The organism is Streptosporangium carneum (assembly GCF_027922005.1).
Lineage (GTDB): Bacteria > Actinomycetota > Actinomycetes > Streptosporangiales > Streptosporangiaceae > Streptosporangium > Streptosporangium carneum.
Window position 1 is genome coordinate 312,402 of the sequence record NZ_BSEV01000009.1, and the last position, 25,948, is coordinate 338,349.

24 protein-coding genes are annotated in these 25,948 nt (G+C 70.8%); 5 read left to right on the forward strand and 19 right to left on the reverse strand.

Annotated elements, in window-relative coordinates; translation table 11 throughout:
• Positions 1-122 precede the first annotated feature (122 nt).
• The 3 genes from PKF00_RS21655 (at position 123) to PKF00_RS21665 (ending at position 4,464) form a co-directional block, all read left to right on the forward strand.
• The gene (locus tag PKF00_RS21655) at positions 123-875 is read left to right on the forward strand and encodes an SDR family NAD(P)-dependent oxidoreductase (RefSeq protein ID WP_271219406.1); all 753 of its coding nucleotides are present in this window, start codon (positions 123-125) and stop codon (positions 873-875) included.
• A 975-nt stretch (positions 876-1,850) separates the two neighbouring features.
• Entirely contained in the window at positions 1,851-3,755 is a 1,905-nt protein-coding gene (locus tag PKF00_RS21660; RefSeq protein WP_271219407.1) for an AfsR/SARP family transcriptional regulator, read from the forward strand.
• Between the two features lie 301 nt (positions 3,756-4,056).
• Positions 4,057-4,464, forward strand: coding sequence for an antibiotic biosynthesis monooxygenase family protein (locus PKF00_RS21665; protein ID WP_271219408.1), 408 nt, complete (start codon positions 4,057-4,059; stop codon positions 4,462-4,464).
• Between the two features lie 54 nt (positions 4,465-4,518).
• On the opposite strand, the gene PKF00_RS21670 is transcribed toward PKF00_RS21665, so the two are convergent.
• The 4 genes from PKF00_RS21670 to PKF00_RS21685 all read right to left on the reverse strand — a co-directional run bounded on the left by PKF00_RS21670 (position 4,519) and on the right by PKF00_RS21685 (position 8,925).
• Complete coding sequence (locus PKF00_RS21670; RefSeq protein WP_271219409.1) at positions 4,519-6,063, reverse strand: FAD-dependent oxidoreductase; 1,545 nt, start codon at positions 6,061-6,063, stop codon at positions 4,519-4,521.
• A 20-nt stretch (positions 6,064-6,083) separates the two neighbouring features.
• A complete protein-coding gene (locus tag PKF00_RS21675; RefSeq protein WP_271219410.1) occupies positions 6,084-6,683 on the reverse strand; it encodes a nitroreductase family protein in 600 nt (199 codons plus the stop codon).
• An 18-nt stretch (positions 6,684-6,701) separates the two neighbouring features.
• Positions 6,702-8,561 (reverse strand): asparagine synthase (glutamine-hydrolyzing), encoded by a 1,860-nt coding sequence (gene asnB / locus PKF00_RS21680; protein WP_271219411.1) that lies wholly within the window; start codon positions 8,559-8,561, stop codon positions 6,702-6,704.
• A 175-nt stretch (positions 8,562-8,736) separates the two neighbouring features.
• Entirely contained in the window at positions 8,737-8,925 is a 189-nt protein-coding gene (locus PKF00_RS21685; protein WP_271219412.1) for a ferredoxin, read from the reverse strand.
• A gap of 203 nt (positions 8,926-9,128) precedes the next feature.
• Here PKF00_RS21685 and PKF00_RS21690 point away from each other — a divergent pair, with 203 nt between their 5' ends.
• Positions 9,129-10,145, forward strand: a complete 1,017-nt coding sequence (locus tag PKF00_RS21690) for a methyltransferase (RefSeq protein WP_271219413.1) — start codon at positions 9,129-9,131, stop codon at positions 10,143-10,145.
• Positions 10,146-10,273: 128 nt separating this feature from the next.
• Here the strand turns inward: PKF00_RS21690 and PKF00_RS21695 are convergent, their stop codons facing one another.
• Genes PKF00_RS21695 through PKF00_RS21705 form a run of 3 tightly spaced genes read right to left on the reverse strand, consistent with a single transcriptional unit; the run spans position 10,274 to position 13,419 of the window.
• Positions 10,274-11,287: a methyltransferase gene (locus PKF00_RS21695; RefSeq protein WP_271219414.1), complete on the reverse strand. Its 1,014-nt coding sequence runs from the start codon at positions 11,285-11,287 to the stop codon at positions 10,274-10,276.
• Positions 11,288-11,300: 13 nt separating this feature from the next.
• A complete protein-coding gene (locus tag PKF00_RS21700) occupies positions 11,301-12,548 on the reverse strand; it encodes an FAD-dependent oxidoreductase (RefSeq protein WP_271219415.1) in 1,248 nt (415 codons plus the stop codon).
• 13 nt (positions 12,549-12,561) lie between these two features.
• Complete coding sequence (locus PKF00_RS21705; protein WP_271219416.1) at positions 12,562-13,419, reverse strand: LLM class flavin-dependent oxidoreductase; 858 nt, start codon at positions 13,417-13,419, stop codon at positions 12,562-12,564.
• Between the two features lie 380 nt (positions 13,420-13,799).
• Between PKF00_RS21705 and PKF00_RS21710 the strand changes: the two genes are divergently transcribed.
• On the forward strand, positions 13,800-14,771 hold the full coding sequence (locus tag PKF00_RS21710) for an LLM class flavin-dependent oxidoreductase (RefSeq protein WP_271219417.1): 972 nt from the start codon (positions 13,800-13,802) through the stop codon (positions 14,769-14,771).
• An 84-nt stretch (positions 14,772-14,855) separates the two neighbouring features.
• On the opposite strand, the gene PKF00_RS21715 is transcribed toward PKF00_RS21710, so the two are convergent.
• From PKF00_RS21715 to PKF00_RS21770, 12 genes are all read right to left on the reverse strand, one after another.
• On the reverse strand, positions 14,856-16,268 hold the full coding sequence (locus PKF00_RS21715) for an NAD(P)/FAD-dependent oxidoreductase (protein ID WP_271219418.1): 1,413 nt from the start codon (positions 16,266-16,268) through the stop codon (positions 14,856-14,858).
• A gap of 149 nt (positions 16,269-16,417) precedes the next feature.
• A complete protein-coding gene (locus tag PKF00_RS21720) occupies positions 16,418-18,016 on the reverse strand; it encodes a right-handed parallel beta-helix repeat-containing protein (protein ID WP_271219419.1) in 1,599 nt (532 codons plus the stop codon).
• A 178-nt stretch (positions 18,017-18,194) separates the two neighbouring features.
• Positions 18,195-18,917 (reverse strand): TenA family protein, encoded by a 723-nt coding sequence (locus PKF00_RS21725; RefSeq protein WP_271219420.1) that lies wholly within the window; start codon positions 18,915-18,917, stop codon positions 18,195-18,197.
• A 32-nt stretch (positions 18,918-18,949) separates the two neighbouring features.
• Entirely contained in the window at positions 18,950-20,575 is a 1,626-nt protein-coding gene (locus PKF00_RS21730; protein ID WP_271219421.1) for an FAD-dependent monooxygenase, read from the reverse strand.
• Entirely contained in the window at positions 20,575-21,306 is a 732-nt protein-coding gene (locus PKF00_RS21735; RefSeq protein WP_271219422.1) for an SDR family NAD(P)-dependent oxidoreductase, read from the reverse strand. Before PKF00_RS21735 ends, PKF00_RS21730 begins: the two co-directional genes overlap by 1 nt.
• A gap of 59 nt (positions 21,307-21,365) precedes the next feature.
• On the reverse strand, positions 21,366-21,839 hold the full coding sequence (locus tag PKF00_RS21740; RefSeq protein ID WP_271219423.1) for an anthrone oxygenase family protein: 474 nt from the start codon (positions 21,837-21,839) through the stop codon (positions 21,366-21,368).
• Positions 21,836-22,318 carry an SRPBCC family protein gene (locus tag PKF00_RS21745; protein ID WP_271219424.1) on the reverse strand — a complete coding sequence of 161 codons (483 nt, stop codon included), beginning with the start codon at positions 22,316-22,318 and terminating at the stop codon, positions 21,836-21,838. The genes PKF00_RS21740 and PKF00_RS21745 overlap by 4 nt, the downstream gene beginning before the upstream one ends.
• A gap of 61 nt (positions 22,319-22,379) precedes the next feature.
• Complete coding sequence (locus tag PKF00_RS21750; RefSeq protein WP_271219425.1) at positions 22,380-22,640, reverse strand: acyl carrier protein; 261 nt, start codon at positions 22,638-22,640, stop codon at positions 22,380-22,382.
• Positions 22,604-23,872 (reverse strand): ketosynthase chain-length factor, encoded by a 1,269-nt coding sequence (locus PKF00_RS21755; RefSeq protein WP_271219426.1) that lies wholly within the window; start codon positions 23,870-23,872, stop codon positions 22,604-22,606. The genes PKF00_RS21750 and PKF00_RS21755 overlap by 37 nt, the downstream gene beginning before the upstream one ends.
• Positions 23,869-25,137 carry a beta-ketoacyl-[acyl-carrier-protein] synthase family protein gene (locus PKF00_RS21760; protein WP_271219427.1) on the reverse strand — a complete coding sequence of 423 codons (1,269 nt, stop codon included), beginning with the start codon at positions 25,135-25,137 and terminating at the stop codon, positions 23,869-23,871. The genes PKF00_RS21755 and PKF00_RS21760 overlap by 4 nt, the downstream gene beginning before the upstream one ends.
• The gene (locus PKF00_RS21765) at positions 25,137-25,589 is read right to left on the reverse strand and encodes a cupin domain-containing protein (protein WP_271219428.1); all 453 of its coding nucleotides are present in this window, start codon (positions 25,587-25,589) and stop codon (positions 25,137-25,139) included. The genes PKF00_RS21760 and PKF00_RS21765 overlap by 1 nt, the downstream gene beginning before the upstream one ends.
• Positions 25,582-25,908, reverse strand: coding sequence for a TcmI family type II polyketide cyclase (locus PKF00_RS21770; RefSeq protein ID WP_271219429.1), 327 nt, complete (start codon positions 25,906-25,908; stop codon positions 25,582-25,584). The genes PKF00_RS21765 and PKF00_RS21770 overlap by 8 nt, the downstream gene beginning before the upstream one ends.
• Positions 25,909-25,948 lie beyond the last annotated feature (40 nt).

Here is a 25,948-nt window from a genome sequence, read left to right on the forward strand (position 1 = left end):
CGGACGCGGGGCTCCGCTTCGGACGCGTCCCAGCCGCTCTCGAGCCCGTTGGCGGAGATTGATGGCCGACATGTCCTCGACGCCGAGCAGCAGGCCGGGCGGCAGGCCGTAAGGAACACACGATGGATCTTGGTCTGGAAGACAAGCGGGTACTGATCACCGGCGCCACCCGTGGCATCGGCCTCGCGACCGCGCGTGTGTTCGCGCGGGAGCGCGCGCGGGTCGCCGTCACCTACCACACCTCCGACGCGGCGGCCAAGCGTGTGGTCGAGGAGCTCGGCGGAGGCGACCGGGCGTGCGCCCTGCGCTACGACCTCGCCGATCCGGCCTCCGCCGCCGAGACGGTCGCCACGGTCGAGGAGCGCTGGGGCGGGGTCGACGTCGTGGTGGCGAACGCCCAGACGTGGGTGTGGATCAACCCTGAGGACGTGCCTCCGTACCAGGACCTCCCCATGGACCACTGGCTCGCCCTCTTCCGCGAGAACGTCGAGGGTCATCTGTGGACGGTCCGGCAGGCCCTGGGCGGAATGCGGGAACGGGGCTGGGGGCGCATCGCGCTGCTGTCCTCGGTCACCGCGACCCACGGGAATCCGGGCTCCGAGCTCTACAGCGCGGCCAAGGCGGCGTTGCACGGCTTCGCGCGAGGGCTGATGTGGACCCGCGACGGGGTGCTCGCGAACGTGGTCGCGCCGGGAGGCACGCTGACGGAGAGCCTTGAGGCGGTGGACCCCGAGCTGCTCGAGCGAGCCGTACGGGAGACCCCGAGCGGTCGCCTGAGCACCGCGGAGGACGTCGCGCGCGTGGTCGTCTTTCTCTGCTCGGAGGCGAACGGCAACATCAACGGTGAGGTCGTGCACACCGCCGGCGGCCGCTGAGCACTCGTTCCCTGAGCCGGGCCGAGGACGTCGCGGCGGGTGGCGCAGGCGACGTCACGCCTTTCGCCATGCCATACGGCTTAAGGTGAAATTTGACCGTTATCTGGTATTTGCGGCATTCTTGTGGGTCGCTCGGCGGTAGAAATGACGGTCAAAAGGGATGCTTCGCCGTTCCTGCCCTTGCCGTCGATGATTCAGGGTGATCGGCGCTCCGGCATGTCTTCGCCTTCGGCGCGGCCGGTGACGCGGAGTCGCGCGAAGCCTCATTGGTCCGGCGAAGACCCCCTTGTTGGGGTTAATACCATGTCGTATGTTTTGGTCAAGCGAACCGAGTTGGTACATTCGCCGAACAGTGTGGTAGATAAATGCCCGATCGATCCCCAGGTGTCCGCTGAAATCCGAAATGAAATAAACCGTACCGTGTCGTTCGCCCGGGAGGCATGTCTCTCACCTGCGGCGACGTGACCGGGAAGCCGCATCCTCGCAGATCAGACGCGTCCGCCCCATTTCGACGATCTTTGGTCGCCGTCAACCCCGAATAATAGAGGTTGACGCACTTTCCGGCGGCATATTAAAACGAGAAAGAATGAGACTGGGCTTGCCTCGGGCCGACCTGGACGTCGCAGTCATTCGACTACGGACAGTTAGCACGTCTTCGCCCTGCAACGCCTGACCTGATCATCTCGTAGTTAGGTCGACCGCATGGATCGTGGTACTCCGTCCCATCCGGAGCGAAGCGGGTCCGAGCCGCCGCGCCGGCCGCGGGGGCGCCGGGCGTCCGCGGTCGCGACAGACGCCCGGCCGAGATCGAGGGCATTGGGGCCGGAGGGAATCTCAGAACGGGGAAGAAACGGGGAAGAAAAGGGGTGTGAAAAACGGCGGGGACTGGCTGTGCTTCGAGCGTCCTCATGGTGAGCCGAGGTTAGCATCCTAAATGTGTGCTCATTACGAGCATATGTATTCGAAGGGGGCAAAGTGGGTTTCTGTGTTCTCGGGCCGCTATCCGTAACCCATCAGGGCCGGGACATTACCCCGACAGCGCCGAAGGTACGTCAGGTCCTGGCATTTCTGCTGGTGCGCAGGAATCAGATCGTGCAGGTCAGCGAATTCGTCGACGAACTGTGGGGCAGCCACCCCCCGGACAGTGCGATGACGACTCTCCAGACCTACATCTACAAGTTGAGAAAAGACACGCTGGACCCTTCGGGGCTGGCCCGCCTGCACACTCAGCCGTCCGGATATCTTCTCGACGTCGCCGACGACAGAATCGACGTCTGCGGTTTCGAGCGGCTTTCGCGCCAGGGGCGTCTCGCGCTGGAGAACGGCGATCCGCTGCGCGCCAGCGAGTTGCTGTCGGAGGCGCTGGAGCTGTGGCGCGGCCAGGCGCTGCTCGGTGTCACGGCGGGGGAGATCCTGTCGGCCCACGTGACCCGCCTGGAGGAGAACAGGCTGCGGACACTGGAGATGCACATCGAGGCGGACATGAGACTCGGCCGCTACCAGGAGCTCATCAGCGAGCTGAAGGTGCTCGTCTACGCCTATCCCCTTCACGAGCGCTTCCACGGGGACCTCATGACGGCGCTGAACCGGTCGGGGCGCCGTTACGAGGCCTTGGAGGTCTACCGGCAGTTACGCGGCGTGCTGATCGACGAGCTCGGCCTTGAACCGTCCTCCTCCATGCAACGCCTGCACCAGTCGCTGCTGAGCGCCGACTCCGCGGATCCCGTCAGGGGCGGACAGGCCCCTGTCAGAAGCAGGCAGACCCCGGCCGGCCCCCGGCAGGCCCCGCCGGTGGCCGCCACCGTGCGGTACGCCGCCACCCTGACCGTCCCCGCGCAGCTCCCACCCGACATCTCCGACTTCACCGGACATGCCGACTCGTTGCGCGAGGTCCGCCAGATACTCGCCGAGTGCCAGGACAACAGCACCACGGCCCGGGTGGTGTCGATATGCGGAATGGCGGGGGTGGGGAAGACGACCCTGGCGCTGCACGCCGCCCACATCGACCGGGCGCAGTACCCCGACGGACAGCTCTTCGCGGACCTGCGCGGCGCCTCCGCCACCCCGACCCCGCAGACCGACATCCTCGCGGGCTTCCTGCGTGCCGTAGGCGTCCCGGAACACCAGATCCCTCCGAGCCTGGAGGAACGCAGCAACCTCTTCCGCACCTGGAGCAACGGCAGACGGGTCCTGGTCGTGCTCGACGACGCCCGCGCGGCCTCCCAGGTGACCGCGCTGCTGCCCGCGACGCCCCGGTGCACGGTGATGATCACCAGCCGCGAGGGCCTGCAGAGTCTCCCCGGCGTGCAGACCGTGAAACTCGGCGTCATGAAGCAGGCCGAGGGCGTGGAGCTGCTCGGCCGCATCATCGGCACGAACCGCGTGGCCGCCGAGCGGGAGCAGGCGGAAAGGATCGTCGACCTGTACGGCAACCTCCCCCTGGCACTGCGATGCGTCGGCGCCCGGCTGGCGGCCGCGCGGACCTGGCCGCTGCGCAAGATGGCGGCGCTGATCGAGTCCGGACCCGCGCCTCTCGACCAGCTGCGGTTCGCGGAGTTCGACGTGCGGGCCGACTACGACGACACCTACTTCCGGCTCGACCCCCACGACCGCAGCGCCCTTCGGCTCCTCAGCCTGCTTCCCCCGCAGGAGTTCACCGCCGCGACGGCGGCGGGCCTCCTCGGCAGCGCGACCGACGCGGTGGAGGCCCAGCTCATCCGGCTGGTCAGCTGCCACCTGCTCGACGTCACGTCAGACGGCACCGACGGCATCCACTACGAGATGCACAAGCTCACCCGGCTCTACGCGAGGGAACGACTGAACCGCGAGTTCATCCACCCCGAGATGAGCCTCCCCACACAGCAGGGCCACCCCGCCTGAACCGGCTTCCCGCGGTCACGGCTCGAGGCGGGCTCGAGGACGTGCGGGAACGGGGCACGGGGTCCAGCGATCGACCAGACGGGTCTGCTGTGCTTGCCGGTGGGAGACGTCGCCTGACGGGGCGGTCTCCTTTCGGCTCAGGTCAGCTCAAGGTCCGGTGAGGGAGGGTGGGTGTGTCTGGTCCCGGGATTTCCCCGAGAAGACGTCCGGCGCGTCGAAGGAGGTGGCACCCGTTCCGTTCGGGAGGCTCGATGACGACGCGCGCGGTGCGCACGACGGCCGGCGCCGGGGCGGTCGGCTGATGGCCGGGCGTCTCCACACGACAGAGAACGGCCACACGACGGAGAACGGCCGCACGGCGCAGGACGGCCACACGGCGCAGGACGGCGGAGGCGGGTCCGGCGCCGCGCGCGCCAGGGTGCTGATCTACGCCGCCGCGCCCTCGGACGAGCCGGGCGCGGTCGAGGCGGCCTACCACCGGATCAGCCGCGACCTCGCGGGCACGCCGGGCCTGCTCGGGAACGAGCTGCTGCGCGCGGCCGACGACCCGGCCGCGTTCGTGGTGATGAGCGAGTGGGAGAGCCTCGCCGCCTTCCGCTCCTGGGAGGAGGGCGCGGCCCACCGCGGCGCCACGGCTCCGCTGCGCCGCTACCAGCAGGCTCCGGCCCGCAGGCCGTTCGGCGTCTACGAGGTGGCCGCCTCCTACTGAGACGGCGCAGGCGGCCTCCGTCCCGCGGGCGCGCCGCGGGACGGAGGCCGTGGTTCAGGCGGTGGACCTGGGCCGGGCCGCCAGAACGAGGGCGCGGAGCTCCTCACGGGTCGGCCCGGCCTTGCCCGCGGGCACAGTGGCGGACACAGGGGCGGGCACAGTGGCGGACACAGCGGCAGGCGCGGCGACGGGCGCACCGGAGGTCGCGGCGGTGAGCCGGTCGCGGGCCTTCCTGGCTCCCTCGACGAGGTCGGGATTGTCGAGCACGACGTCGGCGGGGCCCGCGAGGTTGACCCGGCGGCAGAAGGCACGGCCGAGCTCGAGGTCGGCGAACACCCCGGCGGCGAGGCTCTCGGCGATGAGATGCTGACGCTCCATCTCGGCGCGGTCGTGCTCGGGCACCTCCTGCCCCGTGCTTCGGTAGATGCGGGCCCGGTCCATGGCGGCGGACTCCCGGTAGACGGCGTCGGCCTCGGCCGAGGTGGCGGCGTCATAGGCGAGTGCCAGGGCGGACAGGTCGGACCCGTGGCGGGCGACGGCCTCCGCGGCGGCGAAGGCGTGGGTGAGCGCCATCGACGCCCCCCAGCCGTAGGCGGGATTGGTCGTGCACATGGCGTCGCCGACGGGGAGAAGACCGAGCACGACCGGAGCGCCGTCGACCACGTAGCGCCTGCGGACGTTGTGGTGTCCCCCCATGGTCTGGACCTCGGCCACGGGCGTGGCGTTGGCCGGATCGATCCAGGGCTCCACCTCCGGGATGCCGCGGGCGACGGCCTCCCAGGCCCACGTGTGGCGCAGCGGCCGCATGTCCGGGTCGTCGGGCCGGGCCTCCAGGCAGATCGCGAAGGTGTCGTGGTCGCCGGGGAAGCCGAGGAACATGACGCTCTCAAGCTCTCCCCGGAGGATCGCGACCGCGGTCCTGGGCATGGAGCAGCTCGGTGTGAACCGGTAGTAGCGACTGTGGTAGACGGTCTGGCAGTCCTGGATGTCGGTGTGGACGTGCGCGCCTTCGGCCGCGAGCCACCGGGACACCGGCGAGCGCCTGCCGCCGCAGTCGAGCACCAGGTCCGCCTCCAGCTCGCGCCCGTCGGAGAGCCGGACTCCCGTCACCCTCCGCGGCCCCGCGGGAGACCGGTCGAAGCGCAACCCGCTCGCGACGGCGGGGCACAGGAAGCGGATCCCGGCCTCGGCCTCGGCGCTGCGACGCAGGGAGAGCTCGAAGGCGGAACGCCTGGCCCACACGACGGTGAACTCGTCGTCGGAGGGACGCCAGAGTTCCGGGGCGACAAGCTGCTTGAAGACGTTGATCTCCTCGATGCCGTCGGCCTTGAGCCGTTCGAGGACGTCGGGCGCGTGGGCCGCCAGCAGGCTGCGAGCCCGCGCGGAGAAGCCGTGGGGCAGACGGAACTGGGGGACGCCGCGGCGTCTCCACGCCAGGAAGGGGTCCTGGTCACGGTCGTCGGGCGGTGGAGGGTCACGCTCGACCAGCGTGACCGGACAGCCGCGTCCGGCCAGGGCGACGGCCGCCGCCAGGCCGGCGATCCCCCCGCCGAGGACGACCACACGCGGAGCCGTCGGAGTCTCCCCTGATTCGCTCACGGTTGTCTCTCCCATGGCGTCTACCGGCGCCACTCGATGAGCTCGTCGTTCGGCCTGCGAGGCACGGCGTGGTCGGGAACGGGGATGGGGAAGTCGTTGTCGGGGTGCCCGACGGTGATCACGCCTGCCAGGGCGACGTCATCCGGCATGCCCGCCACCTGCGCCAGGGCGTCCAGCTCGTCGGTGTAGACGGAGCTGAAGTAGCCGGTCGCGAGCCGCTCGTTGATCGCGGCGAGTTGCAGCAGCATGAACATCGCGCCGGCGTCGAACCACCAGAAAGGCACCGGCCAGGGAATCTCCGTGTACCCGGGGCGCACCTCCTCGGCCTGTCCGTATCGCTCGTGGTAGGAGCGCTCGCGGATGCCGACGTAGATGTGCACGGGCGCGGTGGAGATCCACGGGGGGAAGCCGAACTCGAGGTAACGGCCCTCGGAGATGTCCGCGGCCTGCCGTCTGAGCTTGGCGTCGGTGACGACGACCAGCCGGTGGCCCTGGCTGAACCCCGCGCTGGGCGCTCGCCGTACCGCCCACAGGATGCGGTTCAGCGCGTCATCGGAGACGGGCTCCTCGGTGTAGCTGCGCACCATCTGGCGCTTGCGCAGCACGTCGGAAAAATCCATGCTAATCACCTCACGATGTCAGATCGCCAGCTCTACGGCGTAGTGCTTCAGCCATGTGTTGAACTGCAGTGCCATCTCGATGTGCATCCTGCTGATCCACTCGTGGGCCGCCTCGGAGCGACCGGCGAGCGTGCGCCGTACCGCGTCGGCGTCGAGGAACGGCAGCGCCGGTGACGAGGGGTCGCCGACCAGGTCGGCCAGCTCGTCGTGCAGCATCCGGGTGTAGGCGGGGTCCTGGGTGACCGGCCACGGGCTCTTCGTCCGCTCCAGGACGGACGGGGGCACGAGGTCGCGCACCGCGGCGCGCAGGATGCTCTTCTCCCGCCCGTCGAAGGTCTTGAAGCTCCACGGGGTGTTGTACATGTACTCGACGAGCCGGTGGTCGGCGTACGGCACCCGCAGCTCGAGGCCGTGCGCCATGGAGAGCCGGTCGTCGCGGTCGAGCAGCATGGGCAGCCAGCGTGTCAGGGTGACGTAGCCGACCGAGCGCATCAGCCGCTCCCGCGCGTCCTCGCCCTCCTGGTGCGGCGCCTCGGCCAGCGCCTGGTGGTAGTGGTCGGCGTAGTAGCGGTTCATGTCGAGCTTGCGCATGAGCCCCTGGTCGAACAGTCTTCTGCCCTGGCCCGTCGGGGAGCCCGGCTGGCGGGTCTCGTTGGCCACCCACGGGAAGACGTCGGCGTTCAGCAGGTCGGGGTCGTACATCCAGTTGTAACCGCCGAAGATCTCGTCCGCCACCTCTCCCGCGAGCGCCACGGTGGAGTGCGTCTTGATCTCGCGGGAGGTGAGGTAGTTCGAGGTGTCCATGTCGCCGAGCGTGGTCGGCATGTCCTGGGCCAGCAGCACCGCCAGGCGTGTCTCCGGGTCCATCAGGTCCCGGGTGTTCAGCGTGATCCTGACATGGTCGGACCTGACGTGCCGGGCGACCTCCGCCGCGTACGGCTCGTCCGGCGAGAAGCGGACGTCGTCGGGCCGGAAGTTCCTGGAGTAGTCGTCGAAGGTGGTCACGAAGGTCCGCACCCGCTCGCCGTCCAGCCGCCACCGCCATCTGGCGGCGATCGCGGTGATGGCGCTGGAGTCCACCCCGCCGGAGAGCGCCGTGCACAGCGGGACGTCCGACTCGAGCTCGCGGAGCACGATCTCCTCGAGCAGCGAGCGCACCCTGGTGACGGTCCCGTCGAGGTCGTCGGTGTGCGGCCGCGCCTCGAGCGCCCAGTATCTCCGCTCGACCGCGCCGCCCCGGCCGATGGTCAGCGTGTGACCCGGCGGCAGCGCCCGCATGTCACGGAAGACCGACTGTCCCGGTCTCTTGGCCGTGGCGAAGAGCTCCTGGAGTCCTTCGAGGGCGACGACGGGCCGGACCAGCGGGTTGGCCAGCAGAGCCTTCGGCTCGGAGCCGAACAGGACGCCCTCCGGCAGCCTGGTGTAGAAGAGGGGTTTGACCCCCAGCCGGTCGCGGACCAGCACGAGCTCCTCGCGGCGCAGGTCCCAGACGGCGAAGGCGAAGATGCCCTCGAGCCGCTCCGCGCAGTCCGCCCCCCACTCGAGGTAGGAGCGCAGGACCACCTCGGTGTCGCTACGGGTGCGGAAGCGCTGCCCTCGCGCCTCCAGTTCGGTCCGCAACCGCTTGAAGTTGTAGACCTCGCCGTTGTAGACGATCACGGCGACGGGGCTGCCGTCCTCCTCGACCGTCAGCGGCTGCGCGCCGCCTGCGGGGTCGATGACGGCGGTGCGCGTGTGCCCGAGCGCCGCGTCGTCGCTCACCCACAGTCCCCGGTCGTCCACACCCCGCCTGGCCAGCGTATCGGTCATTGCCTGCAGCGTCGGCCGCTCCCGCGTCAGGTCGCGTCCGAAGTCCACCCAGCCGGCGATGCCGCACATTCACGTCTCCCTCGGTTGGTTCCGTGCTTTTCCGCAGCATGCGGGCCGCGTTTCCAGACGGCCTCGACGGCCGCTCGACCGCCCCGTCGCGTGAGGGAGGCGGGGGACGCGGCCCGGGCTCGGGCGCTGCCGGGGACAGTGACCGAAGCGCCGCCGGGGCGCTGAGCCGGTGCGCCTACTCGACACGGATCGACCGGGTCGGGCAGCCCCGCGCCGCGCTGCGGACGGCGTCGTGCAGCTCGGCGGGCGGATCCGGGTCGATGACCCTGACCGTGCCCTCCTCGTCCTGGTCGAAGACCTCGGGCACCCGGTAGACGCACAGGCTGCTCACCACACACGTCTCCCCGGTCGCGCTCACCTTCATCGCCACCACCGTTCCCAGACCGTCCGCGCGTTCACAGGAGCACTCTGCGACCAGATCTTCGTGTCCGGCTCGAGGGCCGGTGTAGCGACCGCGGACCGCCTCCTCGCGACCACCCGCGCAGTCGAGCGATGTTCCACGGCGGCACGGCATGGTCGCGGAGAGGAAGAGACAGAGACGTGCCGAGATGTAAGGAAGGCCGGCTGATGACGAGCACAGCCCCCGACGTCGGTTCCGCGCAGGGCATCCTCCGGCTGGGCAACGCCTTCTGCCAGGCGCAGGCGCTGCTCACGGCGGTCGAGCTCGACCTGTTCACCGTACTGCGAGGCGGTCCCGCCACCGCGGAGGACGTCGCGAGGCTTCTGGGACTGCACGGCCGCGGGCTGCGCGACTTCCTGGGGCTGCTCGTCGCGCTCGGCCTGCTCGAGGAGGAGGACGGCCTCTACCGCAACGCCGCCGGGCCGGACCGTCACCTCGTCGGCGGTCTGCCGGGCTACGTCGGCGGCGCCCTGCTGGGCGCCAAGACGAACCTGTATCCGGTCTGGGGCGGGCTGACCGAGACGCTGCGCAGCGGCAGGCCGCGCTCGACGGCGGACGGCTTCGCCGCCATGCTGGACGACCAGCGGGAGCTGCGGCGGTACGCGTTCATGATGGAAGGCGCGCTGCGGCCGCTGCTGCCTCGGCTGCTCGAGGCGGTCGACTGGTCGGGACACCGTTCGGTGCTGGACGCGGGCGGATGCAGAGGCGCGCTGGTGGGCAGGCTCGTCGCTGCGAATCCCGGGCTGACCGGGCACGTGTTCGACCTGCCGCAGATGGAGCCGTTGTTCGAGGAGCACATGGCCGAGCTGGGCACGGCGGGCGCGGTGACGTTCCACTCCGGTGACTTCTTCCGCGACCCGCTGCCCCGCGCCGATGTGCTGGTCTTCGGTCACGTCCTGCACAACTGGTCGCCCGTGCGGCGGGAGCGGTTGATGCGCAAGGCGTTCCAGGCCGTCAACCCCGGCGGGGCGCTGCTGGTGCACGACCGGATGCTGGACGACGAGCGTCCCGTCGTCGACAACCTCCTGGCGAGCCTGATCATGGCACTGGTCACCGAGGAGGGTTCGGAGTACACGGTCGGCGAACTGGCGGAACTCGCCGGGGCCGTGGGCTTCGCCTCCGTGGAGCGCCGGCCGCTCGACGACGACGAGACCCTGGTCGTCTGCCGCAAGGCCGGACTCTGAAGGGGGCGGGACAGACCGGGGCCGGTGGCGGAGGAGGGGCCGCCACCGGCCTCGGTCGTCCGCCGCCTGGCGGCGTGGACGTCGTCGTGGTCGGTCACGGCGGTTCCGGGACGCCGTGGCCTCGGAGGTCAGGCGGGCCTGTGGGCGACCACGAGGGTGTCGTCGTCGCCGAGCGGGCGATCCTCGACCGAGACGAACCCGGCCGCCTCCGCGTGCTCCCGCAGCTCGGCCACGGTGTACTCGGAGCCGCCGTCGGTGACCAGCAGCATGTCCAGACTGATCACCAGGTTCTCGACACGGCTGGACTCCCGGTCGAGCATGCGGTCGTAGACCAGCAGCACGCCTCCGGGGTTGACGCTCTGGAAGGCCTTCTCCACCAGGAACCTCCGCTGCTCCCGGTCCCAGTCGTGCAGCACGTGCCCGAGGACGACGATGTCCGCCGACGGCAGCGGGTCGCTGAAGAAGCTGCCGCCGTGGAAGGACACCTTGCCGGTCAGTTCCTGTTCCGCCACCTTCTCGTCGAAGAAGGGGGCCATCTGCGGCAGGTCGAACACCGCGCCGGAAAGGTGCGGGCAGGCCTTGACGATCTGTGACGCCAGGGCGCCCCGGCAGCCGCCGACGTCGAGCACGGACTGGTAGCCGGACCAGCCCTCGTAGGCGTCGATCAGCTGCGGGCCGAGCACGCGCGTCAGGGCGTCCATCGAGCCGATGAACTGGGCGAGCACCTCGGGGGTGTTGACCACCGCGTCGAAGTCGCTTCCCGACTGGGGCTTCCCGGTGCGCAGGGCCTCCGACAGCCTGCCCCACGCCGGGTACAGGTTGCGGTTGGAGCGCTCGATGAACCCGCCGATGTAGGAGTCCGCGCCGCGCACCAGGTGGCGCTCGGCCCCCGGGCCGTTGCTGTAGCGGCCTTCGCGCGACTCCAGCAGGTCCAGCTCGACGAGCAGGTCGAGCCAGTCGGACAACCCCCGGCCGTGCAGCCCGAGGCGGTCGCGGATTTCCGCCACGTCGGCCGCGCCGCCGTGCAGCGTGGTGAAAAGGCCGAGTTCCACCGCGGTCAACAACGCCTTGGCGTCGCAGAAGGAGTTCGCCAACCGTAGGATTCCGGCTGGACGGCTGGTGTCCGTGGGAATGCTCGTCACTTGCACGGCTCCTTTAAGTCCGGGGGAGGTTTCCCTCTGTCAGGTCGATCTTCCGCATGGACCATTTAGCGATTTTCAGCGACATTTCTGTTGCTTCAGTCGCGTATTTGACCATTTCCCGCTGATATTCGGCCACGGCGTCCGGCAGCGACCGCTCACCGCGCGTCACCGAGGCCAGCGCGCGGCACAGCGAGGCCGCGTCGCGCAGCGCGGTGTTGGCCCCGACCCCGCCGGTCGGCGGCATCGTGTGCGCCGCGTCGCCGAGCGGGATCACGTCGCCCGGCTCCCAGGGCTCGACGGGCGTCGTGACGCGCAGCGCCAGCGGGTAGGTCTCCGCCGCCTCGGCGTGGGCGAACACGCCGCGCAGGTCCGGGTGCCAGTCCGTGGTGCGCTCGAGCACGAGGTCGCGGAGCTCCTCGCCGGTCATGGCGAAGAACGCGCTGTCGGGCAGCCTGAGGACGTCCCGGTGCACGCTGAACACCGACATGTAGTAGTCCTCGGTCTCGTCGAACTCCAGGCCTGGCCACAGCCGCTCGGCGGCCTTTCTCGGCGGTGTGCGGAAGACCATGGGCATCAGCGCGAGGCGCAGGCCGTTCGAGCCCGTCACGTTGACGAACCGGTCGCGCAGCACCTCGGGCAGCCCGGCCTCGATCGCGCCCGCCCTCGGGGTGCGGGACAGGATCGCGCGCACCCCCAGGTCGAGGGCACGGTAGGCGGGCCGCGACTGGGCGCGCACCTGGGAGTTCGCGCCGTCCGCCGCCACCAGCACGTCGCCGGTGTCCGAGCCGCCGCCGGCGAAGTGCGCCACGACCTTTCCGCCCGCCCGCTCGAAGTGGGTGAACCGTTCGCCGAAGCGCACGACCCCGTCGAGGCCGGCGAGCAGGATGCGGCGCAGCGTCACCCGGTCGACCGCGTCCACCTTGTCCGGCGCGTCGCCGCGCGAATCGTCGAACTCGGGGGCCCACTGCGGGGTGAGCCGCTCGTCGTAGGCCGCCAGCCCCTGCTCGTGCCGCACGTTGGACGTCGCGGTGAGCAGGTCCTGCGCCCGGTGGGGCAGGCACTCCCGCAGCGCCCGCTCTCCCTCGGGGCTGATCCGCAGCCGGTATCCCTGCATCCGTCCCCTGGGGGAGTCGTCGCGCTCGTACACGACGACGTCGTCGACTCCGGCCCGCCTCAGTCCCTGGGCCAGGGACAGTCCGCCGACGCCTCCGCCGATGACGATGATCCGCAGCGGTCTTGCCCGGTCGCGAGGGGTGTTCATCGGGTCCTCCGAGTCAGCGCAGCACCACGTCGGCGATCCGGTCGAGGTGGCCGGGGTCGGCCGTGCACGACAGCAGCAGCAGCTCGTCACAGCCGTTGGCCGCGTAGCCGTCCACCACGTCGCGCAGCCTGTCCTCCTCCGTGACGGCCCCGGCGGCGAGGTGCTCCGCCATCTTGCCCATGTACGCGTAGTAGCTCAGCATGTGCTCGGTCGCGTGCTCCTTGCCGTCGGGGCCGAGCGACACGTAGCAGTTGGCGCCCATCCTGGGGGAGCCCGTACGGCCCTCCTCCGCCCACAGCTCCTTGAACCTCGTGACCAGTTCCGGATACTTGTGCGGCGGGCCACCCGGCGAGATCCAGCCGATTCCGTACCTCGCGGCCCGGCGGAGACCGGCGGGGGAGTGGCCGCCCGCCCAGATCGGGATGTCGCCGTTGACGGGGCGCGGACCGACGCCCGGCACCGGGCCCTGTCCCCGCCACACCTGCCTGATCTCCTCGATCGTCGAGTCCAGACGCCGGCCGCGCGTGCCGTACTCGGTTCCGGTCGCGGCGTAGTCGTCCTCGCGCATCCCGGCGGAGACGCCGACGACGAGCCTGCCGCCGGAGAGACGGTCCAGGCTGGCGAGCTGCTTGGCGAGCTCCACGGCGCTCGGCCGGTAGGCGGCCAGCAGGATCGCGGTGACCAGCTTGATCCGCTCGGTGACCGCGGCCGCGGCGGAGAGCGCGACGATGCTGTCGTAGTTGTCGTAGACCACCCGGTCGACCACCGTCAGGCTGTGGAATCCGAGGCGGTCCGCGCGGCGCGCGAACTCGATCAACTGGCTGCCGTCGGCACCGGGCACGGTGGTGGGCAGGCAGACTCCGATGTCCATTCCGCTCCTCTTTGGCTCTTTCGGATTCTCGCGTCGGCTCCTGGGGCCCTCACGGCAGGCGGACTTCCGCGACCGAGGGACGGCCTTCGCCCGGCGCGCCGCGGCGACGCCCCGGCCGCCGGTGTGAGCAAGTGTCCTGGCCGGCGCTGGGGTCGCGGTCGAGTCACGGTCGAACGGCCCGCGGCTGCGGAAAATCCGTATTCGCGACGCCTGATCCCCGAATTCCAGACGTCGGCGGCGTTTTATCGAGGGCCGCTCAATGACACCTCGAGCCGTGTTGCCCGCGCATGTCGATTTATTTATGTTCGGCGGGACGCCGGGTGAGAAGTTTCTGTGAAGAAGGGGGACGGCCCGTGAAGCTGGGCGCGATCATAGAATGGATGGACGATCTTTCCGCGTTCCGACGGCAGGTTCGCCTGGCCGACGATCTCGGATATGACCTCATCGGGGTCGGCGACACACCGGCCCGCGCATACGAGTTGTACGTCTCGCTCACGGTGGCGGCGCACGAGAGCCGCAACGCCGTCCTGGCGCCGATGGTCACCACACCCTTTCTCCGTCACCCGGCCGCCACCGCCACCGCGGTCTCCACGCTGCACGAGCTGACGGGCGGCCGCGTCATGCTCGCCCTCGGAAACGGCGGCAGCACCAGGCGGGTCGTCGGGCGTTCCCCGGTCGGGACGCCGAAGGAGCTGCACGACTACGTCACCGACGTACGGGCGATCCTCGGCGGAGGCTCGGCCCGTGTCGACGGTTACGACACGGAGCCCCTCGCGCGGGTTCACCCCATGCCGATCTACCTCGCCGCCGACTATCCCAGGAGCCTGCGTCTGGCGGGCGAGATCGCCGACGGGGTGGTCACGACCGTCGGCATGTCGGCCGAACTCGTCGAGCGGAAGGTGACGACGGTCAGGGAGGCGGCGGAGAAGGCCGGACGCGATCCCGAGAAGGTCGAGATCTGGGGGTTCAGCTTCGTCTCCGTCAGGGACACCCCCGCCGAGGCGAACGCCGAGATCGGCGCGGCCCTCGCCTCCGACGTCGCCCTGCGCCTCAAGGCGCCGCACATGCGCTCGCTCATCCCCCCTCATCTCGTGCCGGCGGTCGAGGAGATGGAACGGCGCTACGACGTCTGGGACTTCACCGTCGGGGGCAAGAACGCGCGGCTGCTGGAGGAGCTCGGGCTCGTCGACTTCGCGGCGGGGCTGACCGGTGTGGCCGGGGACGTCTCCGGGGTGGCCGCCCATCTGCGCCGGTTGGAGTCGCTCGGGGTCTCCGGAGTGCTGGCGGCCCTGCCCGTCCTCGCCGACCCCGACGGAACGCTCCGCGGGCTCCGTCAGGCGGCGTCCGCCTGACGCACCCGGCACGAGCGGGCCCATGTCGGCGGCGACGTGGGCCCGCTGCTTCTTCTCTGGCTCGGTTCCCTCGGGGGAGCGTGGTCAGGGGGCGTCGGGAGCCGGGGCCTCGACGGAGCGCAGCCCGAGCCGGGGCCGGGTCACCAGGTACAGGCCGTCGACGGCGTTGGCGGGGTCGAACGGCGACTGCCTGATCTCCTGCACCCGGTTGAGGTTGTTCAGGGGGTTGGGGTCGCCGCTCCCCGAGCCGTGCAGGTGCTCCTGGACCAGCCGGTACGCCTGCTCGGCGTCGTTCAGGTCGGCGACGCCGGTGACGATGCGGTCGAAGGCGGCCTGCAGGTTCAGATGGTCGCGCTCGTCGGAGGTCAGCCGCTGCGCGTTGTAGAAGTGGTGCTCCTTGCCCCGGTAGCTCTCGTAGAACACCGAGACCAGGACGAGCAGCCGCTGGTAGGCGTGGCGGTAGACGGTCTGGTAGAAGCGCCACGCGTCCTGCTCGGAGGCCTCGCCGCGCAGGACGCTGGCCAGGCTCGCCGCGCCGAGCATCGCGCTGTAGGTGGCCAGGTGGACGCCGGTGGACAGCAGCGGGTCCAGGAAACACGCGGCGTCGCCCGCGAGCAGGTAGCCGGGGCCCGCGAAGCTCTCCGAGACGTAGGAGTAGTCCTGCTCGACCTTCATGCCGGTCACCTGCTCGGCGCCGTCGAGCATGTCGAGGACGGTGGGGCAGCCGGCGAGCGCCTCGTCGTACACCGCCTGGATGTCGCCGTTCAGCCGCCCGCGGCTGTCGTTGAACAGGTCCCGTCCGGTGACCAGGCCGACGCTGAGCGTCCCGTCGTGGAGGGGGATGGCCCAGAACCACCCGTCCTTGACGGAGCACACGGCGATCGCGCCCTTCGGTCCCTTGCCGAGCGGCTTGGCGTTCCTCCAGTACGCCCACGCGGCGACGTTGCGGAACACGTCGTGGAACCGGCGGCTCCTGAGATGACGGGTGGCCAGCAGGCCGCCGCGCCCCGAGGCGTCGATGACGTGGCCGAACCTGATGACGCCGCCGCGGCTCGGGTCCTTGGTCTCGTGCCAGCGGGCCGCGACGGCGCGGTCGCCGTCGAACTCGACGTCGCGGACGCTCACTCCCTCGACCACCTCGACGCCGAGCTCGCGGGCGTGGTCGAGCAGAAGCTGGTCGAACTCGCTGCGGACGACCTGCCAGGCGTTGGGGGTGTCGTCGCCCATGTCGCTGAAGAGCACCTCCCACTCCTCGGGGCCCCACTGGAAGAAGGCGCCGCCCTTGGGCTGGAAGCCGTGCGCCTCGACCTTGTCCCAGACCCCGAGCATCTCGAAGATCGGGCGGCAGGACGGCAGGATCGACTCGCCGATGTGGTAGCGGGGGAAGCGGTCACGCTCGAGGAGGGTCACCTGGAAGCCCTCCTTGGCCAGGAGACCGGCCGCGGTCGAACCCGCGGGGCCACCGCCGATGATCAAAATCTGGGTCGATTCACGCATGGCCTCATGCTCGCCGTCCGGGTTGGAAAACCGCTCGAGCGCCGTTCGACGGCGCACGACGCGCGGCGCGGGCCCGTTCCGGGCCATGGCGGGCAAACGCGAACAGCCCCTCCCGCACGGGAAGAGGCTGTTGGTTCCCGGCAGGAGGACTAGTTCACGCACGGCCCCTGGTAGGCGCCGATGTTCGGCGCCGTGTCGGGAATCCGGAGACCGAAGAAGTCGCGGCCGCCGTCGTGCGGCACGGCGACGCCCGCGCCCAGGGCCGGGGAGCCGCATTTGAGCCGGAACCCGAAGACGCTTCTGATCCCGGACACGGCCGGATCGGTGAAGCGGGGATCCGCGGTCACCGCGTGGGCGTCGCCCGGCGGCGGCGTGCTGACGTTGCGGTAGAGGTTGTGGTCGTAGACCCCCACCGGGTCGGTGATCGTCGAGCCTTGCTGCCTGCCGACGAACGCGTTGTTGCTCACCGTCATCGGGTTGGGATGGAGGGTTCCGACGAGAGCCTTCGCCGTCGGGCTGTAGACCACGTTGTTGTAGATCTTCACATTGGTCACCGGGACGTCGCAGCCGTTGGCGATGACGGGGATCTCGAACGTGCCGAGCAGCAGGTCCTTGTCGTTTTTGCTGATGTTGTACCGGATCGTCGCCCCGTCGGAGTTCGTTCCGGAGAACGCGCAGAAGAGCATGAACGGACCGCTGTTGTCGTGGCTGTAGTTGTACTGGTAGACGATGTCGGCGTTGCCCGCGTCGACGCTGAAGGCGAAGGACGGCGGGAAGGCCGCCCCGCCCGTCACCTCGTTGTGCTGGATCACCGCGCGGTCGGAGTTGAACGCGAGGACGCCGGCGTGGGAGGCGCTCGCGCGGCGGCCGAACCCGTTGACGACGTTGAACTCGGTGAGCGGGTCCACGCCGTTCTGCACGAGGATGCCGTCCCCGCCCATGTCGGTGAGCCGGTTGGCGTACACCCGCACCTTGGTGATCGGGACGAACGTGTTCGTGCCGCCGGGGTACAGGGGGGTGCGGCGGGACCACTGCGACAGGATGCCGATCCCGACGTTGTCGACGCCGGAGACGGTGTTGCGGAACGCCCTGATGTCGTGGAAGCCGGTGGGCGTGCTCGATCCCGCGGCCTTGAACACGATGCCGCCGCTGTTCTCGAGGTCGGCCTGCAGGCAGTCACAGCCGGGGACGTCGTGGACGTTCACGTCGTTGATCACGTAGTGCCTGCCGGTGCCGAAGTCCTCCAGCAGCACGTAGACGCCGATGCGCGGAGTGCCGTCCGCGGGGCCGGGGTTGGAGACGTCCAGGTGGCTGATCACCCATCCCTGGACGTTGCGCAGGAACACGGCCGCGCGGGCGCCGCCTCCGACGATCGCCGGGCGCGCGCCGAGGCCGTACGCGCTGAGGGTGATCGGGTCGTCGGCGGTGCCGGATCCCTTCGGCTGCAGGACGCCGTTGCAGGTGGTGCCCCTGCGCAGGAGGATGGAGTCGCCGGGCTTGAAGGTCACCGTGTTGACGCGGTTGAGGGTCCGCCACGCGGTTCCGGTCGTCGTGCCGGAGGCGGAGTCGTCGCCGGAGGCGCAGTCGAGGTGGTACCGCCTGCCGATCTGCTGCCCGGACGCGGCCTGCGCGGGGGCTCCGAGCAGGGCGAGCGCGACGGCGAGGCTCGTTCCGGCGGCGATCGCGAGGGTGCTGAGGGGGCGTGCCCGGTACCACGCGGTGCGAGTCGGGCTCAGGGGGACATCCATGCCGCTTACTCCAAGGGTGTGACTTTGCGCGCAGAGACCGGTGCGGTCCCCCGGCCATGTCGCCGGGGGACCGCACCGGTCACCGGATAACGGGTGCTGCTGTGTCGAGTGTTATAGGAAGAGCTCGAGCCGCGCTGGAGAAACCGCTGTGAAGTCGTTCTTCACGCTGAGAAGCCGTTCACCAAACCATCCATTCCTGGCATTGCCACGCCGCCTCGGCGAACGCCCACTCGTGGCGGGCGGCCAGCAGAAAGTGCCGGACGAGCCGGTTCCGCTCGTCGGCCGAGCACCGCCCGCCCACCTCGTCGACCACGTTCAGGTACGCCTCGACATAGTCCGGATAGCCGTCCCACGGGCAGTACTGCTCGATCCAGCCCGAGTAGCGGGATCCGGGGTCGTGCCGTCTTCTCAGGTCACCGGAGACCTCGAGGTGGAACCAGGTCATGGGCAGCAGCCCGCCGAGCCCCGAGACGAAGGAGTCGCAGGAGGCGGCGGACATGAAGGAGACGTACGCGTGGACCGCCGGGCCCGGCGGTCCGCCGCCCGTGCCCGTGCCGCCCGTGCCCGCGACGCCCGGTGTCCCGCCACCGGTCTCCCCGCCGCCCGGTGTCCCGCCGATCGTCTCCGCGAGCCCGGCCAGCTCGCTGTCCAGCCTGGGCAGCGAGCCGAAGGTGGCACTGGCCGCCGAGCACAGGAGCGCGCCGTGCGCGTCGTGGTCGGCGAGCGCGGCGCAGCGCGCCATCGCGCGGGCGTAGGCGGGCACGACGTGCCGGACGTCGTGCTCGGCGAAGTACCGCAACGAGACCGGCGGCAGCGTCCCGTTCCGCAGCCCGTCCCAGAAGGGGTGCTCCCTGATCCTGGCCAGCACGGGATCGGCGGCCGCCGACAACTCCTCACGCATCGTCCCCCGCTCCCCGGCCACGGCCACCACGGTCAACGCGCCGCGGCGGTCACGTCGGCGACGCCGGCCACCTGGCCGAGCACGTCCTCGAGCACCTTCAGCGGCTCCGGCAGGGCGTCGGCGCTCCGCCACGCCACGAACGCGTCCGGCCTGACCAGGACCGCGCCGTACGGAGAGACGCCGAACGCCGCGCCCCAGTCGCCGTCCGCCACGGCGTAGTCCCCGCCGGGGGCGAGCCGCACGGCGCGCAGCGGCACCGCGGCACGCTCCGCCAGCCGGGTCGCCGCCTCGTGCCACGCCGTTCCCTCGGGCCCGCTGAGCAGCACGAAGGAGTCCCAGAACAGGTCGACCGTGGACAGCCGCCCACCGTCACGCTCCAGCCAGACGTGCGGCGCGCGCGTGCCGGGCTCCCCGACGAGCTCGAGCGGGGCCGTGAGCACCGGCCGCGGCCTCTCCGTCACCACCGCCCGGGAGGAGTACCGGTAGCCGAGCGTGATGATGATGTCGTCGACCATCTGGGCGCGGACCTCGTCGTCCGCGTGCCCGTGCCGGATGCGGTTGCGCACCATCGCCTGCTCGGCCATGGCCGAGCCCACCGCGTGACGCTCGTCGTGGTAGGTGTCGAGCAGCTCGGAGCCCGCCCAGCCGTGCAGCGCGGCGGCGAGCTTCCAGGCCAGGTTGTGCGCGTCGTGGATGCCGGTGTTCGCGCCGAAGCCGCCTGCGGGCGGATGCACGTGGGCGGCGTCCCCCGCCAGGAACACCCGGCCGACCCTGAAACGCTCCGCGACCAGCTGGGAGCCCTCCCAGGGGACCTTGGCCACGATCTCGACGCGCATGTCCGGCCGCCCCGAGGCCGTCCTGACGATCTCGACGCAGCGGTCGTCGGTGAAGTCGGCGGGGGACTCGCCCAGATCCGGGCGGTACACCGGGGCCGCCAGCCACGGATCCCGCCCGTGCAGGCGAGAGAGGCCGGTCATCGTCCCGCCCGCGGTGGCGTAGCACAGGATGAACGGCCGGTCGGCCAGGATCTCCTCGAGTTCGGGCGCGCGGAAGTAGATGCTGAGCGCGTTGAACACGGTGCCGCGCCCGGAACGGGAGACGCCCAGCGCCTGGCGCACCGAACTGCCCGCGCCGTCCGCCCCGACCAGGTAGTCGGCGCGGACCGCGCTGACCTCGCCGGTCCGCACGTCCTCGACCTGGGCCAGCACCCCGTTCTCGTCCTGCTCGATCGAACGCAGCCTGGTGGAGAAGCGGACCTCGCCGCCGAACTCCTCCGCCTTCTCCGCGAGCACCACCTCGTAACGGTCCTGGCCGCACCCCATGACCCGCTCGGGGCTGATGTCCGGGCCGTCCAGCGAGGGGGCCTCGAGGACCTCCGCGTCCGCGATCTCGGAGAAGGTGTTGACCCGCAGGATGCCGCCCTCGAAGAACGGATGGGAGTCGCCGATCTCCAGCGCCCTGACCTCGGCGCCGAGCCCGGCCGCCCGGAACAGCTCCATGGTCCGCGCCTGCAGGCCGGGCGCCCTCGGCAGCAGGGAGGTGTCGGACCGCTTCTCGACGACCAGGGTCCTGACGCCGTGCCTGCCGAGGAAGACCGCGGTCGACAGTCCGACGGGCCCGGCGCCGACGATCAGCACCTGGACGTTCTCCTCGCGCATCAGATCCCCCCGTCGACGTTGATCGTTTCGCCGTTCACGAACCGCGACAGGTCGCTGGCCAGGAACGCGACGACCCCGGCCACGTCGTCCGGGGTGCCGAGCCTGCCGAGCGGGATCATCTTCCGGTATCGCTCCCGCACCTCGGCCGGGGTCGGCTCCTCCGTCTCGATCGGCCCGGGCGCCACCACGTTCACGCGCAGCCCCTTCGGGCCAAGCTCCTTGGCCAGCGACCGGGTGAGCCCGACCAGGCCCGCCTTCGCGGCGGTGTAGTGGGCGCGCAGCGGGATCCCGACGGTGGCCACCCTGGAGCCGACGAAGACGACGGAGCCCCCGGCCGACAGCAGGGGCAGCGTCCGCTGCGTCACGAGGTACGGCCCGCCCAGGTTGGTGTCCACCACGCGCCGCCACTCCTCGACCGGGAGCTCGGCGAACGGCACGTGGCTGATGACGCCCGCGTTGTGCACCACGACGTCCAGGGAGCCGAACGAGACGCGGCACACCTCGACGAGCGCGTCGACCTCGGCCGGATCGCTCACGTCCGCCTTGACGAGGTGGTGGTCGCCGACGGTCTCCTTGAGCTCGCGGGCGAGGCTCGTGACGGCCTCGCCCTCCGTGCGGTAGCACGTCGCCACGTCCGCGCCCGCGCGGGCGAGGCCGAGGACGATTCCCCGCCCGATGCCGCGCGATCCCCCGGTCACGAGCACTTTTCTGCCTGTCAGCCTGAGTTCCATCGTTGCCTGCCGTTTCTGTCACGTTTCCCGCGACGGCCGTGTGAGGCCGCGGGAGGAGGTCAGAGGAGGACCGCCGCGCCCGCCAGGCTGGTGACCAGCGCGGCCAGCGAGAGCACCACACGCACCTGGTTCCAGTTCCGCCAGCTGGCGCGCGGATCGCGCTCGGCCCAGTCCTGCGGAGGAGCGCCCGGGTCGAGCGCGGTCACGTACTTGTTGATCGGGACGTTCTTGAACAGCGAGATCGCCATGAGGACGGCGAGCAGCGCGGCGGACGCCCCGAACAGAGCGGCCGCGACGACCCCGTCCCGCCCGTCGCGGACCAGCACCGCGATGACGACGTCCAGCACGAAGGCCAGCACGTTCGTGATGGGCAGGAACGGGTCGTAGCGCGGCCACAGGAACTTGATCAGATCGACGTACCCGGCGTACGGCAGCCTGAGCGCGTGCGCCGCCAGCCCTATCGCGTTGCCGAGCATGACGCCCGCCGCGATGCCGTTCACGAACAGCGTCAGCGGGATGAGCGCCTTGATCATTCCACTGCCCGCAGGCCCTGGCCCGCCGTGGCCGCCGCGGCCTCCTCGACCAGCAGCTTGATGCGGTTCATCTGGATCGCCGTGTTGTGGTTGAGATAGGCGGTCATCCCGTCGTCGTCGGCCGGCGCCTGCGGCTTCATGTGGAAGTCCTGCACCCAGCGCATCCGGACGCCGTCCTCGACCTGGCGGTACTCCCAGTGGATGTTCATGTACTCGAACGGCCCCGTCTCGATCCGGTGGGCGCGCACCTCGCGCTTCACCGGGTCGGCGGTCCGCTGGGAGACCCAGCTCCACACCCTGCCCTCCTCGTCGGGGTGCATGGTGAGGCGGAAGGTGACCGTGTCGTCGCCGCGGTCGAGGATCTCCGCGGCGGCGTACTCGCTGAACAGCTGCGGCCACGACGCGACGTCGTTGGTCATGTCCCAGACCAGCTCCATGGGAGCCTTGATGACGATCGCGTTGTCGGTGTGCCCTGCCATGGCGTTCTCCCTTGCTCGGCCTCGTGACCGTCGCCGGCGTCCGGCCCGGTCCGTCGCTTCTTCAGCCCGCCAGCCTGACGTTCACGTACTCGGCGAGCGCCCGCGGCGTGGGAAGCTGCTCCGCCGCGTCGTCGGGGATCACCACCCCCAGGTGGTTCTGGAGTTTCGCCGCCATCTCGAGCACGGCGAGCGAGTCGTACCCGAGGTCCTCGAACGTGACGTCGGCGATGTCGTCGTCGAAGTTCACGGCCTCGTTGACTCCCGCGCACGTGCGCATCGTCTCCTTCAGGTCGTCGACGGTGAACGAGGTGATCTGTGCCATCTGCTCCTCCGTTGGTCGGTCTTCGTCACGATGACTGCCGCGTTGAACCCGCCGTAGCCGCGGGCGGCGACCATGGCGGCGCGGACCCGCGCCTCGCGCGCCGCGCCGCGGACCAGGTCGAGGTCGCAACCCGGAGCCAGCTCGGTGACACCGGTCGTCGGCGGGATGACGCCGTCGCGCATGCACAGCAGGGCGCAGGCCAGGTCGAGTGCCGCGCCGCCCGCGTAGAGCCGTCCGGTCATCGTCTTCGGCGCGGTGACCGGAACCCCTCGGGAGCCGAAGAGCGCGTTGATCGCGGCGGCCTCGGAAAGATCGAGTTCCGGCACCCCGGCCGCGTCGGCGAAGACCACGTCGACCTCGCCCGCGGACATGCCCGCGTCGGCCAGCGCCAGCTCCATGGCCCTGCGCAGGCCCGGCTCCCGCCCCGAGCCGGGGCGCGGGTCGAAGGTCGCGGCGTAACCGGCGATCTCCCCGTAGACGACCGGCGCCGACCGGGCACGCGCGTCGTCGGCGTCCTCCGTGACCAGCATCGCGCCGCCCTCACCCGGCACGTAGCCCGCCGCGCCCACGCCGAAGGGCAGGTAGGCCCGCTCGGGGTCGTCGCTCTCGCTGAGCCTGCCGTTGCTGTGCTGCGCGGTCAGGCCGTACGGGCACAGCGACGCGTCCGTGCCGCCGGTGACCACCAGCGCCGTGCCGCTGCGGATCAGCTGGCGTGCCTGCCCCACCGCGTCGAGGGCCCCCGCCTGCTCGGCGCAGACGACCCCGCACGGGCCGCGCATGCCGTGCCGGATGGAGATCTGTCCGGTGGTGGCCGCGTAGAACCAGGCGATCGACTGGTAGGCGCCGACCCAGGAGGGGCCCTTCGACCACAGCCGTTCGATCTCCCGCTGACCGAACTCGGTCCCCCCCGAGGAGCTGGCGGTCACCACCGCCATCTCGTACTCGGGGAACGCGGCCGGATCGGCGCCCGCGTCTTCCAGGGCCAGGGCGGCCGAGGTCAGCCCGAGATGGGTCCAGTTGTCCGTCTGCGGGATGAGACGGCTGGGCACGTGCTGGGCGGCGGCGAAGTCGCCGATCTCCCCCGCGACCCTGAACGGGTAGCCCGCGGGGTCGAAACGGGTGATCGGCCCGATGCCGCTGCGGCCTTCGAGCGTGGCGGCCCAGTACGCCTCGGCGCCGAGCCCGTTCGGCGCGGCGACGCCGATCCCGGTGATGACGGCCCGCCTGGTCATGCCGCCCGGTCCCGCCTGATGACCATCGCGGTCTGGAAGCCGCCGAACCCGCTGCCGACGCTCAGCACCGAGTCGATCGGATGCTCGCGCGCGGTCAGCGGCACGTAGTCGAGATCGCACTCGGGGTCGCGGTTGTGCAGGTTCGCCGTCGGCGGCACCACCTGGTGCTCGATGGCCAGCGCGCAGGCGGCGACCTCGATCGACCCGATCGCCCCGAGCGAGTGCCCGACCATCGACTTGATGGAGCTGACCGGGACCTCGTAGGCGCGCCGGCCCAGCGCCCGCTTGAAGGCGGCCGTCTCGTGCCTGTCGTTCTGCCTGGTGCCGGAACCGTGCGCGTTGACGTAGTCGATGTCCGCCGGGTCCAGGCGTCCCCACCACATGGCCTGGCGGATCGCCTCCGCCATCTCGCGCCCGTCGGGTTTGAGACCGGTCATGTGGTAGGCGTTGCTGCGGTTGGCGAAGCCGGCGATCTCGGCGTAGACATGCGCCCCGCGCCTGCGCGCCGCCTCCCGCTCCTCCAGCACGAAGACGGCGGCGCCCTCACCGAGCACGAACCCGTCCCGGTGGGCGTCGAACGGCCTGGAGGCGTGGGCCGGGTCGTCGTTGTTCGGCGACGTCGCCTTGATCGCGTCGAAGCACGCCGCGGTGATCGGCGAGAGCGGCGCGTCGGTGGCGCCGGCGATCACGACGTCGGCGCGGCCCGTCCAGATCAGCTGGCAGCCGTTGCCGACCGCGTCCAGCCCGGCCGTGCACCCGGTGGAGATCAACGAGACCGGCCCCTCCGCGCCCGCCGCCCACGCCACCTCGCACGCCATCGTGCTCGGCACCATGTACCCGTAGAGGTGGCGCGCCGCGTAGGCGGGATCGACGAGCCAGCGTCTGCCGCCGTCGCTCAGCACGACGTACTCCTCCTCCAGGCCCGTCGTGCAGCCGACGGCGCTGCCGATGCTGACGCCGATCCGCTCGGGCGCGACGTCGCCCTCCTCCAGGCCGCTGCCGGCCAGGGCCTCCCTGGCGCACACGACGCCGAACTGCGCGGCCCGGTCCATCCTGCGGATCTCCTGCGGGCTCAGGCCCTCGGCCGCGGGGTCGAAGTCGCACTCGGCCGCGACGCGGGAGCGGAACCCGGACGCGTCGAACAGCGTGATGGTGCGGGTGGCGGTACGGCCCGCGGTGAGCAGCTCCCAGAAGGCCTTCGTCCCGATGCCGCCGGGAGCCGTCACACCGATCCCGGTGATGACGACGCGCCTCTCACCGGCCATCAGCGCGGCCCTCCCACATCGGGCAGGGGCTCGGCGGCCCCGGCGGCCGGCAGCGGCTCGGTGTCGACGTGGCCGAGTTCGGGCCGCGGGGCCAGCGGGCTGAGGTGGAAGACCGCGTGCGCCTCCTCCTCACCCGGGTTCCAGACCCGGTGCGGCACCCCCGTCGGGACCATCAGGCCCTCGCCCGCCGCCAGCTCGATCACCTGCGCGCCGCCGAGCCGGGCGGTGACCCGGCCGCGCACCACGTAGAGGAACTCCTCCGAGTAGGGGTGGTAGTGCTCGGCCACGTACTCGCCGGGCGCGAGCGTCAGCGTGCCCATGAACCCGGAGGTCGAGGCGACGGTCCTGGGGCTGAGGACCACCCGGATGTCGCCCCCGCGACGCCGGTTCGGCGCCACGTCGCGCGCGGCGACCTTCGCCGGCGCCCGCAGCTCCTTGACGGGCTCACTCACCGTTCGCCTCCCAGACGTAGAAGGGGCTGGCCATCGCGTCCTTCGGCTCGCGCCAGTTCGGGTCGTACGGCCTGATGTGTTCGGACAACCGCTTGTTGATCTCGTCGTAGAGCGGGTGACTGCGCGCCCTGTAGAGATTCGGCGTGATGTCCTCGTCCGCCTCCACCAGGTGGAAGTAGAGGTCGTGGAAGCGGAAGAGCGTGCGCCGCGACACTCCGATCATCCGCGGCAGATCGCTGGCGTCCGAGTCCGCGAATATCCGCGCCACGTTGTCCGCCTCGGACGCTTCCATCCTGGCGACGATCAATGTCCGGTGCACTCCGGGACTCCTCTCGTTCGATGCGGTCATGCTGACCCCG

Coding starts and splice junctions, on each gene's coding strand:
- PKF00_RS21655 (WP_271219406.1), top strand. CDS start 123: ATGGATCTTGGTCTGGAAGACAAGCGGGTACTGATCACCGGCGCCACC.
- PKF00_RS21665 (WP_271219408.1), top strand. CDS start 4,057: ATGGCCGGGCGTCTCCACACGACAGAGAACGGCCACACGACGGAGAAC.
- PKF00_RS21675 (WP_271219410.1), bottom strand. CDS start 6,683: ATGGATTTTTCCGACGTGCTGCGCAAGCGCCAGATGGTGCGCAGCTAC.
- asnB (WP_271219411.1), bottom strand. CDS start 8,561: ATGTGCGGCATCGCCGGCTGGGTGGACTTCGGACGCGACCTGACGCGG.
- PKF00_RS21685 (WP_271219412.1), bottom strand. CDS start 8,925: ATGAAGGTGAGCGCGACCGGGGAGACGTGTGTGGTGAGCAGCCTGTGC.
- PKF00_RS21690 (WP_271219413.1), top strand. CDS start 9,129: ATGACGAGCACAGCCCCCGACGTCGGTTCCGCGCAGGGCATCCTCCGG.
- PKF00_RS21700 (WP_271219415.1), bottom strand. CDS start 12,548: ATGAACACCCCTCGCGACCGGGCAAGACCGCTGCGGATCATCGTCATC.
- PKF00_RS21705 (WP_271219416.1), bottom strand. CDS start 13,419: ATGGACATCGGAGTCTGCCTGCCCACCACCGTGCCCGGTGCCGACGGC.
- PKF00_RS21710 (WP_271219417.1), top strand. CDS start 13,800: ATGGACGATCTTTCCGCGTTCCGACGGCAGGTTCGCCTGGCCGACGAT.
- PKF00_RS21715 (WP_271219418.1), bottom strand. CDS start 16,268: ATGCGTGAATCGACCCAGATTTTGATCATCGGCGGTGGCCCCGCGGGT.
- PKF00_RS21720 (WP_271219419.1), bottom strand. CDS start 18,016: ATGGATGTCCCCCTGAGCCCGACTCGCACCGCGTGGTACCGGGCACGC.
- PKF00_RS21725 (WP_271219420.1), bottom strand. CDS start 18,917: ATGCGTGAGGAGTTGTCGGCGGCCGCCGATCCCGTGCTGGCCAGGATC.
- PKF00_RS21730 (WP_271219421.1), bottom strand. CDS start 20,575: ATGCGCGAGGAGAACGTCCAGGTGCTGATCGTCGGCGCCGGGCCCGTC.
- PKF00_RS21735 (WP_271219422.1), bottom strand. CDS start 21,306: ATGGAACTCAGGCTGACAGGCAGAAAAGTGCTCGTGACCGGGGGATCG.
- PKF00_RS21740 (WP_271219423.1), bottom strand. CDS start 21,839: ATGATCAAGGCGCTCATCCCGCTGACGCTGTTCGTGAACGGCATCGCG.
- PKF00_RS21745 (WP_271219424.1), bottom strand. CDS start 22,318: ATGGCAGGGCACACCGACAACGCGATCGTCATCAAGGCTCCCATGGAG.
- PKF00_RS21750 (WP_271219425.1), bottom strand. CDS start 22,640: ATGGCACAGATCACCTCGTTCACCGTCGACGACCTGAAGGAGACGATG.
- PKF00_RS21755 (WP_271219426.1), bottom strand. CDS start 23,872: ATGACCAGGCGGGCCGTCATCACCGGGATCGGCGTCGCCGCGCCGAAC.
- PKF00_RS21760 (WP_271219427.1), bottom strand. CDS start 25,137: ATGGCCGGTGAGAGGCGCGTCGTCATCACCGGGATCGGTGTGACGGCT.